The following is a 10,866-nucleotide window of genomic DNA, read 5'->3' as shown; positions in this document are numbered from 1 at the left end:
CTCGCCTACCTCACCGACGTCCTGACCAGGATCGTCAACGGACATCCAAACCGCGACATCGACCTGCTACTGCCCTGGGCCTACCGCGCTCAAGCCCTCAAAGCCGTGGCCTGACAACGACGCTTACCCTCAATAGCCCCTCCAGTTTTTGCAACGCGGCCCTCGGTTGAGGGAGGCGGAATTGTCCGACTTTAAGGACGAACGTGGGCCAAGGCGGCTTACGACGCGCGCAGCGCATGCGGTCGAGTTGCCGCGCGCGCTGACCGCTCGCTCCGAACATGACGTGATGCGGGAATTTATCAAGCGCAACAGGAATCATCTCCGGTACCACCATCAACGCAGGCAGTGGCTGGTCTGGCGCGAGCATTACTGGAAGCTGGACGGCAAGCAGGTCGCTTTTGCCGATGCGCTCGACCTCTGCCACCAGATCAGGTCCAAACCCGCGCAGAAGGTGCGGTTTGCTGCCGCAGTCGAACTGGCGGCGCGAGCGCAGGCGGACGTGTCAACCGAGGCCGACGAATGGGATCGCGATGAGATGCTGCTCGGCACGCCTGACGGCGTGGTCGATTTGCGCAGTGGCGAACTACGTGGTGGCCGTCCCGACGATCTGATTAGCAAAGTCACGCTGGTCAGTCCGACCGACGATGCCGAATGCCCGGTGTTCGATGCGTTCGTTGCCTTTGCGCTTGACGACAACGCAGACAACATCGCGTTTCTAGATCGCTATCTAGGGTACTGTCTGACCGGGCTGACGCGCGAGGAGTTCTTGCTATTCCTGCTCGGCAAAGCAGGCGCGGGAAAAGGCACGCTGACGAAGACGGTGATGAACATCATGCATCAATATGCCAAGGCGGTGCCGATTGAGATGTTTACCGACAAGTCAACAAAACGCGAATACTATCGCGCCGATCTGCAAGGCTATCGCTTCATCGTCGCCGCCGAGCCTGAGAAGGGATCGGCATGGAATGAGGCCTTCGTCAACGAGGCCACCGGTGGCGATCTGATGAGCGGGCGTCATCCTGGCGGGAAGCCGTTCGACTTCGATCCGGCACAAAGCTGTGTATCCACGGCAATGCGGTGCCAGACCTGAAGGCGGCGGCATCCGGCTTGAAGCGGAGGCTCGGTATCCTGCCGTTCAATAGGGTGCCAGATAAACCGGATGAGCGGCTGAAAGAAAAGCTGCGGGAGGAGTATCCGGCTATCCTGCGGCGCATGATCAATGGCTCCCTCGCCTATCAGCGGCAGGGTCTTGCCATACCGGCAAATGTGCGCTCCGCAGCGAGCGAGTATTTTGACCGGCAGGACCGGCTGTGCAGATTTGTCGAAGACGAATGCGTCTTACTGCCGACGGCGCAGGTGCGCTCCAGCGAGATGATGCAAGCCTGCAATCGTTGGGCCGACCACAATGGGGAACGGCGGCTCAACACTACGATGTTTCACGATCTGATCGAGAACGCCACCGACCCCACGATCCGCAACGAGAAGCGGCACGGCAACACCAGTTGGGTGCGGGGATTGGCCTTCAAACCCCCGCCGCAGGGAGAGGTTGGTAGGGCTGGTTAGGGCGACTACCACCGGGTGCCAACGCGCGCGCGTGGGGCAACCATGATATTGGACCTAACCACACCTAACCATCACTGAAATTGTTCCCGAAAAACGGAATGGCGAAACGTCACCGGCGGATGCCGCGCAAGAAGTCTGCAACAGATGCCGGTGCAGGAGCGGCGAAGCCGTGCATCTGGCGACCGGGTCGAACCCAATGTAAAATTCACTTATGCCCGGACGTCCATCGGTATGGCCTGATCGCAGCCTCTTAGAGTTTCACCCGCAACTCAATGCCAATGCGATGAACCGCGTCGGCGCATTCGTGGCGGGCGCGAGAACCGTCTGGCGATGGCCGCAGGGTCAGAAAGCTACGGTGCTCGCCACACAGGGCCAGATTTTTTTGATCCGTGATCGCGTCCAGGTGATTCGATTTGGGCCGATCCCGCTCGCGCTGATGTACGGCGGCGAGCGCGTGCGGTTCTTCTGTCCATCGTGCGGGCGTGGCTGCTATTATCTTCACGATAAGGCTGGCGTGTTCGCGTGCCGCAAGTGCTGCCGATACGACTGGCGATGCCGTCATCGCAATCGCTACAATCCGTTCGTGTTGGAGGAAGCCGATGGCCGATCTCATAGTCGATCTCGTCGATGACGATCTCGACGCCCAAATTCTTACACATCGGATGGCGGGGATCAGCGTGCGCGCCATCATGCGCCGCTATGGAATGACCAAGCGCGATGTCGAAGCCGCGCTGGATCGGGCACTGCCGCAGATCAACAATGCGACGCGGATTGCCACCATCAAACTAGAATTGGAACGGCTCGATCAGTTGATCCGGCCATTCTTCGTCAAGGCCCTCGCTGGCGACACGGCCGCAGCTTCTATCTTGGTGAAGTTGAGCGAACGCCGATCATCCTTACTCGGGCTTGACGCGCCGCTGCGCATCGACGCCACGCTGGTGGAGAGCTACGACAATCCGACCACCACAGCCGATCTTGAATCCGCGATCAACCTTTTGGTCGGAAAGCCCGCGCAATCGCATTAGCCTGCGGTGATCGAATCCGCGTGCCTGTCGGCAAGGCGGGAGATCGTGCTGTGATTGACGTTAAACGATCTTGCGACGGCACGCATCGCTTCGCCCGTATCGAGGCGCGCCATGGCCTCGCGTTGCTGATGAATCGTCAGCTTGGGTTTGCGCCCGAACTTCTTACCCTCGGCCTTGGCACGGGCGCGCCCCGGACGTTCGTTGCAGGATCAACTCGCGCTCGAATTCAGCAATGCCGGAAAGAACGGTCAGCATCAGCCGCCCGTGCGGCGTCGTCGTATCCGCCCATGCATCGCCTAGCGACCTAAAGTCAGCCCCGATGGTGCGGATGCGATCAACCATGCGCAACAGGTCCAGTGCCGATCTCGCCAGACGGTCGAGCTTTGAGACCACCAGCACGTCACCGGGATGCATCATGCCGAGCAGCCGCTTTAGCTCGGGCCGAGCGGCAACGCCGGAAACCTTCTCGCTGTGAACCTTGTCGACGCCAGCGGCGGCAAGGGCGGCGTGCTGCGTGGCCAGGGTCTGGCCTGTCGTTGAAACGCGGGCATATCCATAGATCATTTCGCACCTATCTTTCGCACCAGCTAACTGTCTGTGAACGCTGGAGATTTAATCGGTGCGGTAGTTGTAAGTTATGCACCATCCACCGGCAAGCCCCAGTGCGAGTTTAAGCCATCGCACAATCAAAGGTCGCGGCGCGACCGGGGAGTTGAATCTCCGGGCGCGAGCGGTTCCGTCCGGGTTCCACGGCACCGCCCCGCGACTCGATCTCAAAAAGTGGTCGCCGCGCGCCGATGTGTCCGATTCCCGTTTCAACCCCCTCCAGCGGCGCGCCGCGCCTCGCTGGTGAGTTCGTCCGCATCCGCCCGTTTCCCCCTCCCGCCGATTTCCGACGCATGGGTGGTCCCCTTGGATTTGGCGGGACCAGGACCAGCGTCATACAGTGGGCTGCCTGTGGCTGGGGACCGCCGGAGTCATCAATGCGCGACCCGAACACCGTTGCAGGAATTGTCAACGCATTGAGACAGGTCCATGGCGATGGCATTGCGCGGGCCATGCTCAATGACGGCATGTCGCTCGCCGTTCTAATCGACACCTTGCTGCGCTCGTCGATGGTGAACCGGGAGGCGATCAAACTGATCACGCGAATGCTCAACTCTGGCGATTTCATCATCACGCCCGAGTTTGGCGCGGTGTGGCATCTCAAGTTTCTCTATGACCGTCCCAAATCACTCCACGTCGTTGACATAGCCGTCGAGACGCTGGAGCACGGAACTGTTGTCAGCACGGGCATACGTTTGCGGCTGCTGCCAACCGGGGAATGAAGTCAATCGAATGCCTGCACGGGAGTTTGTCTACTGTGCGAGGCGTTTGCAGATCAGTTCACGAGCGAACCGAGTGCCGTCCGCCCGCGCTTTTTCGATGGTACACGCAGGTCGGATGGGGACCCGCGTAACGGCTAACTCGGTTGCTTGCCATGGATGAAGACACGAGCCGACAATATCCTGACGCGGACCGGCACCTTATTCGCTGACATGTTGGACTAATGATGTACCGAAACACCGCTTGCAGCAGAGGTTGCGAATAAGGCAAGGTACTCGCCGGGTAAAGGGGACAATTTCGCATGCTGATCTTACGGGTCTGTCTGGTGGCTCCAATTTGCGCGAATGCGACTTGGCTCCGCCAATGCCAGCAATGACTCAATTGGAGGCCGACGATGCCGTCCAGAAGTCCCTCGACGCCTTATACGCGGGCCGGTTGGCTCTCCTGTGTGGCGCTGGATTGTCCATGGCTGCACCAAGTTCGCTCCCCAGCGCGGCAGCACTCGCGGTGCAAGCCAAAGAAAAATACGATGCGACCTTTGGAGATACTCGCCCACCTCTGCCCGCATCCATCGACGACCAAGCACAATTCTTCTTTGAACGAGGCGAGTTAGCGACGGTCTACCTGCGGACCTACATCGACAGGAACGCCTTCGCGTCGCCTCCGAACAGTGGACACATAGCGGCAGCAGACCTCTTACTGGTCGGGGGAATCTCGATCGGCGTCTCAACTAATGTCGACACGATGATCGAAAATGCCGGAAACCAACTGTTCGGCCATGTTGGTGTCGGCACTAATCGTGCCGTCGTTGCAGCGTTGCCGCCCGGTCAGTCTCCGCTTCTGAAGGTTCACGGCTGTTGGTCTGATCCGAGCGGAACTATCTGGGCACGCGGCCAAGTTGATGCGGAGCCAACACATACGCGAATAGTCGACAATGCCGATTGGCTCCGAACGACGCTGCTCGACAAAGACATTGTCATCGTTGGCTTCTGGACCGATTGGGACTATCTCAATACTGTTTTGGAAAGGACCCTCGGAGCAGTTGCTCCCGCGCGGATCATCGTCGTCGATCCGTGTCCGTCCGACGATCTAGAAACAAAAGCCCCCGCCTTGTTTGCTCTTGGCCAGCGCGCAAGCGCCGAGTTCATCCACGTCCGTTCATCTGGTGACGCCTTCCTAGAGAGTCTCCGCGTCGCCTTCTCGAAGGGTTTCCTTCGACGCGCTTTGCAGCAGGGCGTTGCGGGCTACCAGCAACAGTTCGGCGCACCGCCCGACCCGCAATGGCTGCAGGTTGGCTCGACTGACGCGACCACTCTGTGGCGAATTCGACGGGACCTAGAGGGCTGCAATCCAAATCACCCAGCGAAGCTCCGAGACCCTGTTCCCGAACCGCTACTCGGACTGACCATTTTACAGCTAAAGAGACGCGGTGCTATTGACGCTGCGGGCGGCTACTATGATTTAAACGGCACCCGCATTCGCGTGCTAAGAGCCGCCAACAGGCTCTTGCACGAAGTCGAAGCGGCCTTTGTCCGCGAAACTGCACCCGCGACTGCTCCCAACATTACAATCGCGGTAGGAGCGGAGCCGCTAAGGGTACCGGCGAACATCGCTCGGAACACAGGGACCGGCTCTATCGCGAGAGGGGCCTCTGGCAGATGGCTTTCGCGTGGCGACGCGACGGAGGAGCTAAAACTGTGACATCCACCATCAGTAAAGTTCAGACCATCCTGACCGACGCCGGGTACGCGATGGGTAAGATCGGTCAAACGACCACCTTCGAGGACGACGTCGTTCTTGGATTCGTTTTTATGTACCCGGACGCCGCTGCGCTTATGGAACGTTGGTATGACGACCACACACAAGTCTTGAAGAATGCGCAGTTTGCCTTGCGGCGCTCTGATGCCAAGGCATGGAACGTCTACTTCCTTGCTCTAGCCGACCAACCGGCCAACTACGCGGAGAAGGTAACTCTTAGCGCGATTGAGGAAAACTTGGTCGGCACTCGGAAGATCGCTAGGGCTGGCATGATTGTCGGAGACGATCTTCGCGAGGCACTTCTGCCATTGTTGCCCATCCACAATACATCGCAGGTGCAGGCCGTAGACATGCCCGCCGAGATACGACTGCGAACCACCGAACTGTCGACAGAGCTCGTCGAAGTCTTTCTGTCTGATGCACCCGTAGACACAGTCCTGCAAATGCTGGAAGGCAAGCTATGAAGCTAGCATATGTAGACCTCAGCGGTTTTCGCGGCTTTGAGAAGAGGCTCCGAGTTGATTTTTCGCCTAGTTTCACGATTATCGACGGGCGAAATGGCGCAGGTAAAAGCACCGTCTTTGATGCGGTCGAATTTGCCCTGACAGGCACAATTAGCAAGTACTTGGATGCGAAAGCGGACGGGGAAACCGTTTCTGACTACCTTTGGTGGTCGGGAGCAACAACGCCAGAATCGAGATTCGTTGAAGTTGGGTTTTGGCACGAGGGGAAGATTCATCAGGTCAGACGGACGCCTCGTGAGGACGGAGCGTCGGGACTTATTACTATTATAGGTCTGCTGTTAGACAACCGTTTGGCACCGCAAGGTGCCATTGAACAGCTTTGCTCCGCAACCATCATCCGGGACGAGCATATTGCTCGATTAAGCTTAGACCTCAAAGAAGCGGACCGATTTTTGCTGCTCAGAAACGCAATTGGTGCGACAGACGCTGAAAAGTGGATCACGCGCTCGCAGCAATTGGTTACGGGAACTAGCAACAGACTGAAAAATGCTCAAGGCCAATCGGAAGATGCTCACCTTTCCGTGCTACGGGCCAGTCGTCGGTTAGAACAAGCCCGATCTCTTTTGGCACCTCCTCCGGCTGTACGTCAGGCAACTACTCGGCTTCAAGCCAAGCTCAACACCAGCGCGACCGAGGACGATCTTATTAATCTTGCGCATGTAGAGATCGCGCGGCTCGCCCCCCAAATAGAGATATTGAATGGACTGCGACTGAATCAGCCGCGTGTTTCCAGAGATAAGGCCGACCTCCCAAGTCTTGAGAGCCAATTGGAATCCCTCACGCGGGCAGCCGCTGAAGCCGACAAGCAATTCAGACAAGCAAGTTTGGCGGCTGAATCCAATCCGCTCTCCGCTTCCAGTCTGACTGTCCAGGCCCAACAACTCGAACAGTTGGTATCTTTAGGTAAGGAGATCGGCGAGCAGGACGGTAAGTGCCCCCTCTGCGCAAGCGAGATTGATCACAAGCATTTTGAGGCTGGCCTTGCTAGGGCGATCGAGTTGGCGACGTCCATTGACCAGCGCGCAGTCAAGCAAGCTGAACTCGAGCGCGCTCTTGCCGCAGCTCGTGTGGTGAAGAGCAACGCCGACGAAAGAAGGCAAACGGCGCAGTCGAGAATCGATCAACTCAAGCAAGCAATTCAGTCGCAGGAAATAGCTCTGAAAGCGGCGGGTGTATCCGATTCCGGACACCCGTCACTCTCCCAAATCATCGCCGACCTCGAGACGCGACGGGAGGAAATGGCAGCAGACCTTCGACTCCTTGAGACGGTGAACGTAAATCCCGTTATCGCCGCAGCAAGCGAGGAATTAACGAAAGCACAGGAACGGTTCGCGAAAGCTGAGGCAAATCTCGGAAGGGTTCGTCTAACCGATGAGAGCGCTAAGGCTCTGCACGATGCGGTAAGGCGCGCCGCAGCAGAATCCCTGGAAGAACGTCTGGACCGAGCGCTCCCGCTCATGGCCGAACTTTACAAAAGACTTAGGCCTCATCCCATCTGGGAGAATATCGAATACAGCATTCGGGGGGATGTACGTCGCTTTCTTAAGCTCCAAGTTGGTGACGAAATTAATCCTCAGTTTGTGTTCTCCAGTGGGCAGCGGCGAGCAACGGGTCTTGCCTTTCTGCTTTCCGTGAACCTGTCGATGGCTTGGAGTAGATGGCAGTCAGTTCTGTTGGATGACCCCGTGCAGCATGTGGATGATTTCAGAACCGTCCATTTGGCGGAGGTCTTGTCGCGTTTATGTGCTGGCGGTCGTCAAGTCGTATGCGCGGTGGAAGATAGCGCACTAGCCGATCTCATGTGCCGCAGACTGAGTTCCCACATCGAGGATTTGGGTAAACGCATCACCTTTGGCGCGGATCGTGATGGAGCACTCGGAGTGCGGTCGCAGGAGATCGTGCCTAAACTCGCCACCAGAATCCTCTCAGCGGATTCAGGAGCCTTAAGCGCGTGATGTTGTGCACAGCCAATCGGAGCCGCATAGGCGCGCAACCGGAGTTGCAGGGCGTCGTGTAGTTATTGCGGCGGCATGAACTCAAGCATGACAATCAGGTCATGCCGTTCCAGCACTGCAGGTCGACGCCCAAAAAGACGGTGCGCTGACCTGCGTTCCTCTCGCACGCCAGCATCAATCGCCGCGAATGATTCCAGCGGCAATCATGTGCGGTCGGTGATCGATCATGGTCTGGCTGTCGCCCGCATCCTCGAGCATGACCCCGCAGGCACAGAACAGCGCGCGACCACCTTCCTTTCCTCCAAACAGCAATCTTCGCCGCTCGTGATCAGCCGCCATCAAGTTTGCACCGACCTTCAGCCTTTCGAGGCGCAACTTGGCGAGTTGGTGTCTCCGCCAATCCTCGAAATACTTGTCTCGCTGCTCGCGGCTCATATTCAATTCCGGCTTGCTGCGCACGAGCCGAATGAAGCTAATTTGATCATCTTCGGGGACCCAGAGCGGGTCCTTGCCGTTTTCGGCAGCGATGACGTCCATTTCTACAAACAGGCATTTCTGCTCTTGCTCGGTCATGGCTTCGGTCCTTTTTGCTGCGTGGGTTGATCTCCTTTTTGTGGCAGGGTCTTAGAACTCGGGTGTCTGCGTCGTGACTTCGGCTCGCGTATTGTAGAGCCGATAACCATCCACCGGATCGTCCGCCATTTCGTTGAGGACCAAGATGTCGATCCATGACATCAATTTCATGGCGTCGACGTCATCGATGTCGAGCGGGCCGTTATGCTCGTATTTTTTGAACTCCGCTTCGGTGTTGCCCGACGCGAGATACTTGCGCAGCGCGGCGGCGCGCACCTTGGCGCGGTCGCTGACTTCCAGATTGAGGGTCAGGATAACGAATTCAGTCATGTTTGATCTCCTTTGTGGTGATTGTCTAATTCTTCCAACGTGGAAGAACTACAGTTCGTCTTCGGCCATCGGCTCGTAGGCGTTGGCATTTCAGAACGGGATCACTGCCGCGCGTGCGTTCTGGGAACGATCCGGCTGCGGCAGCGCGGTGGCGGTCAGATAGTAGCCGTTGCGCGACCAGTAGCTCGTCTCGCGCGGCAGGTCGGCGGGATCGCAGCGCGCGCGATAGTAACCAAACCACGGGCCGATGTCGTCGCCGCTGCCATGGATGTGCAGTCTTTGACAGAATGGACATAGGACCGAGAGGGTATTGCGTCCGACCCGGCGCACGCGCATGATCGGGATGTGCCCATCAACGAACAAGCTCATCATCTGGCGTGGCCTTTTGATGTTTACTTGATCCGCAGCAATCGTGCCGCGTTGGCGCACGTCACTGCTCCGCCGACGCGGGCCTCAAACTTAAATAGCGAACAGAACCCTGCGCTATAAGGGTCATGCTGCATCGTGACGGCCTTGCGGTTTGCGATCATGTAGGCCGACTTCCAGTTTCCGTAGGCGACGGGAGTTGCACCGGGTGCGACATCGGGCATCTGCGTAGCGATCCGCAGCGGCGAACCGAGCAATGTGAAGACCAGCGGGTCTTGCAGGCTCGGGACGAGGATTGGCCTGCCATTGGCATCGCTCATGCTGAACAGCAATTCGGCGGTATTTTGGTTCATCAGATAGCCGCTCGACGTCGGGTCCCAGAACTGCATCGGCACCTGAAAGCGCAGCATGACAAGGTCCTGCCAAGTGAACTGTCCTGCTGGTGTCGGCGCGGCGGTGTCGCAGATCGGAATGCCTGCGGCGGGGTTGAGGATGCCCATGGGCATGCCCACACCGGAGCCGATCATCACCGCTTCGCTGACCGTGTTGCGGAACGCGCGGGTGACCTTGCCGAGCAGCCAGTTCTCTATATTGAAGCCGCTGTCTTCGAGCAGGTCAGAGGTGGCACAAGCGATGTATCGCAGCGGCTCCGGCTTGATCTCCAATTCCCCGAGCAGGCTGGCCAAATCGATGCCTGTCGGATTGTTGGCGAAGCAGGCGCTCTGGCAGGCCCACGCTGCATTGTCGATGTCGCCTCGGTCCACCAGAAACTTGATCGACGAGCCGCTGATCGTGACGGCGTCGAACAGCGATGTGATGTCCGTCGGACTGACCACGCAGGACAAAATGCGGTCGCTCAATTCAACCGGCAAAATAAAGCCGTTGCTGCCGAACGAGAACGACGACAGCGCTTTGCGCATCGGTTCAGGCAGCCTCCCGACGTCGGCGCTGTGCATCAGCGCCTTGATGGCCTCGATATGGGTCGTGGCCTCGGTGATCTGCTCCTCCGAAGCCGTGAACGGATGCTGCACATCATGCTTGGGAATTTTCAGATCGTGCTTCAACCGTAGCAATCCGATGGCCGCCTTGCGGTTGGCGTCTTCGTCAAAGCTGTCGGGGCCAGGACGGCCGACGCGCAGCGCCAGTCGGTCAACGTCGTCTTTGATCTGCTTGAGGCACCGGTCCCGGTCAGTGTCGCCTGCGGCGATAGCGTCTCGCGTCGCCCGGACTTCGTTGAGGAGGTCGATTAGCTCCGCACCCATGGGAAACCCCTGTCTGCGCCCGACTGCTGCTGGTGGCGCTCCAGTGATCTCCCTGCCGAATACTAGATTAAAGGCGACCGCGCCGCCATACGATTTTCCATCGGATGTGCGTCGCAATGAGACTGGGCGTATCGCAACACCCCGGTGGACTTCACTGTCACACCTATCATCGATTCGATTGCAA

Annotated in this window: 15 protein-coding genes; 8 read left to right on the top strand and 7 right to left on the bottom strand. The window is 58.2% G+C overall.

The genetic code is table 11. The annotated features are described in order from the left end of the window. The 3 genes from ACIPUD_RS28035 to ACIPUD_RS28025 all read left to right on the top strand — a co-directional run. The coding region (locus ACIPUD_RS28035) for a transposase domain-containing protein (RefSeq protein WP_143274074.1) at positions 1-114 on the top strand (114 nt) is incomplete at its 5' end. A gap of 133 nt (positions 115-247) precedes the next feature. Then, positions 248-1,090: a hypothetical protein gene (locus ACIPUD_RS28030; RefSeq protein WP_446481925.1), complete on the top strand. Its 843-nt coding sequence runs from the start codon at positions 248-250 to the stop codon at positions 1,088-1,090. Continuing rightward, positions 1,078-1,563, top strand: a complete 486-nt coding sequence (locus ACIPUD_RS28025; protein WP_446481924.1) for a hypothetical protein — start codon at positions 1,078-1,080, stop codon at positions 1,561-1,563. The genes ACIPUD_RS28030 and ACIPUD_RS28025 overlap by 13 nt, the downstream gene beginning before the upstream one ends. Before the next feature lie 250 nt (positions 1,564-1,813). On the opposite strand, the gene ACIPUD_RS28020 is transcribed toward ACIPUD_RS28025, so the two are convergent. After that, on the bottom strand, positions 1,814-2,176 hold the full coding sequence (locus tag ACIPUD_RS28020) for a hypothetical protein (RefSeq protein ID WP_446481923.1): 363 nt from the start codon (positions 2,174-2,176) through the stop codon (positions 1,814-1,816). Between ACIPUD_RS28020 and ACIPUD_RS28015 the strand changes: the two genes are divergently transcribed. Next, complete coding sequence (locus ACIPUD_RS28015) at positions 2,163-2,588, top strand: hypothetical protein (protein WP_446481922.1); 426 nt, start codon at positions 2,163-2,165, stop codon at positions 2,586-2,588. The two genes, ACIPUD_RS28020 and ACIPUD_RS28015, sit on opposite strands and share 14 nt — an antisense overlap. Here ACIPUD_RS28015 and ACIPUD_RS28010 read toward each other — a convergent pair. Then, positions 2,585-2,701 carry a hypothetical protein gene (locus tag ACIPUD_RS28010; RefSeq protein ID WP_446481921.1) on the bottom strand — a complete coding sequence of 39 codons (117 nt, stop codon included), beginning with the start codon at positions 2,699-2,701 and terminating at the stop codon, positions 2,585-2,587. The two genes, ACIPUD_RS28015 and ACIPUD_RS28010, sit on opposite strands and share 4 nt — an antisense overlap. A 49-nt stretch (positions 2,702-2,750) precedes the next feature. Continuing rightward, entirely contained in the window at positions 2,751-3,152 is a 402-nt protein-coding gene (locus ACIPUD_RS28005; protein ID WP_446481920.1) for a recombinase family protein, read from the bottom strand. 419 nt (positions 3,153-3,571) lie between these two features. Here ACIPUD_RS28005 and ACIPUD_RS28000 point away from each other — a divergent pair, with 419 nt between their 5' ends. The 4 genes from ACIPUD_RS28000 (at position 3,572) to ACIPUD_RS27985 (ending at position 8,151) form a co-directional block, all read left to right on the top strand. Next, positions 3,572-3,916, top strand: a complete 345-nt coding sequence (locus tag ACIPUD_RS28000) for a hypothetical protein (protein ID WP_446481919.1) — start codon at positions 3,572-3,574, stop codon at positions 3,914-3,916. A gap of 463 nt (positions 3,917-4,379) precedes the next feature. Further along, positions 4,380-5,615: a hypothetical protein gene (locus ACIPUD_RS27995; RefSeq protein WP_446481918.1), complete on the top strand. Its 1,236-nt coding sequence runs from the start codon at positions 4,380-4,382 to the stop codon at positions 5,613-5,615. Next, positions 5,612-6,136 carry a hypothetical protein gene (locus ACIPUD_RS27990; RefSeq protein WP_446481917.1) on the top strand — a complete coding sequence of 175 codons (525 nt, stop codon included), beginning with the start codon at positions 5,612-5,614 and terminating at the stop codon, positions 6,134-6,136. The genes ACIPUD_RS27995 and ACIPUD_RS27990 overlap by 4 nt, the downstream gene beginning before the upstream one ends. Beyond that, the gene (locus ACIPUD_RS27985) at positions 6,133-8,151 is read left to right on the top strand and encodes an AAA family ATPase (protein WP_446481916.1); all 2,019 of its coding nucleotides are present in this window, start codon (positions 6,133-6,135) and stop codon (positions 8,149-8,151) included. Before ACIPUD_RS27990 ends, ACIPUD_RS27985 begins: the two co-directional genes overlap by 4 nt. A 174-nt stretch (positions 8,152-8,325) precedes the next feature. Here the strand turns inward: ACIPUD_RS27985 and ACIPUD_RS27980 are convergent, their stop codons facing one another. The 4 genes from ACIPUD_RS27980 to ACIPUD_RS27965 all read right to left on the bottom strand — a co-directional run bounded on the left by ACIPUD_RS27980 (position 8,326) and on the right by ACIPUD_RS27965 (position 10,799). Further along, complete coding sequence (locus ACIPUD_RS27980) at positions 8,326-8,724, bottom strand: hypothetical protein (RefSeq protein ID WP_446481915.1); 399 nt, start codon at positions 8,722-8,724, stop codon at positions 8,326-8,328. Between the two features lie 51 nt (positions 8,725-8,775). Beyond that, positions 8,776-9,054, bottom strand: coding sequence for a hypothetical protein (locus ACIPUD_RS27975; RefSeq protein ID WP_446481914.1), 279 nt, complete (start codon positions 9,052-9,054; stop codon positions 8,776-8,778). Between the two features lie 90 nt (positions 9,055-9,144). After that, complete coding sequence (locus ACIPUD_RS27970) at positions 9,145-9,483, bottom strand: hypothetical protein (RefSeq protein ID WP_446481913.1); 339 nt, start codon at positions 9,481-9,483, stop codon at positions 9,145-9,147. Continuing rightward, positions 9,447-10,799 (bottom strand): phage major capsid protein, encoded by a 1,353-nt coding sequence (locus ACIPUD_RS27965; protein ID WP_446481912.1) that lies wholly within the window; start codon positions 10,797-10,799, stop codon positions 9,447-9,449. The genes ACIPUD_RS27970 and ACIPUD_RS27965 overlap by 37 nt, the downstream gene beginning before the upstream one ends. Positions 10,800-10,866 lie beyond the last annotated feature (67 nt).

It is taken from the genome of Bradyrhizobium sp. CAR08 (genome assembly GCF_052871955.1).
Note: the sequence above shows the minus strand (reverse complement) of the source record. Positions and strands in the feature narration are given on the sequence as shown.

Coding starts and splice junctions, on each gene's coding strand:
- ACIPUD_RS28015 (WP_446481922.1), top strand. CDS start 2,163: ATGGCCGATCTCATAGTCGATCTCGTCGATGACGATCTCGACGCCCAA.
- ACIPUD_RS28020 (WP_446481923.1), bottom strand. CDS start 2,176: ATGAGATCGGCCATCGGCTTCCTCCAACACGAACGGATTGTAGCGATT.
- ACIPUD_RS28010 (WP_446481921.1), bottom strand. CDS start 2,701: ATGGCGCGCCTCGATACGGGCGAAGCGATGCGTGCCGTCGCAAGATCG.
- ACIPUD_RS28005 (WP_446481920.1), bottom strand. CDS start 3,152: ATGATCTATGGATATGCCCGCGTTTCAACGACAGGCCAGACCCTGGCC.
- ACIPUD_RS28000 (WP_446481919.1), top strand. CDS start 3,572: ATGCGCGACCCGAACACCGTTGCAGGAATTGTCAACGCATTGAGACAG.
- ACIPUD_RS27995 (WP_446481918.1), top strand. CDS start 4,380: ATGGCTGCACCAAGTTCGCTCCCCAGCGCGGCAGCACTCGCGGTGCAA.
- ACIPUD_RS27985 (WP_446481916.1), top strand. CDS start 6,133: ATGAAGCTAGCATATGTAGACCTCAGCGGTTTTCGCGGCTTTGAGAAG.
- ACIPUD_RS27980 (WP_446481915.1), bottom strand. CDS start 8,724: ATGACCGAGCAAGAGCAGAAATGCCTGTTTGTAGAAATGGACGTCATC.
- ACIPUD_RS27975 (WP_446481914.1), bottom strand. CDS start 9,054: ATGACTGAATTCGTTATCCTGACCCTCAATCTGGAAGTCAGCGACCGC.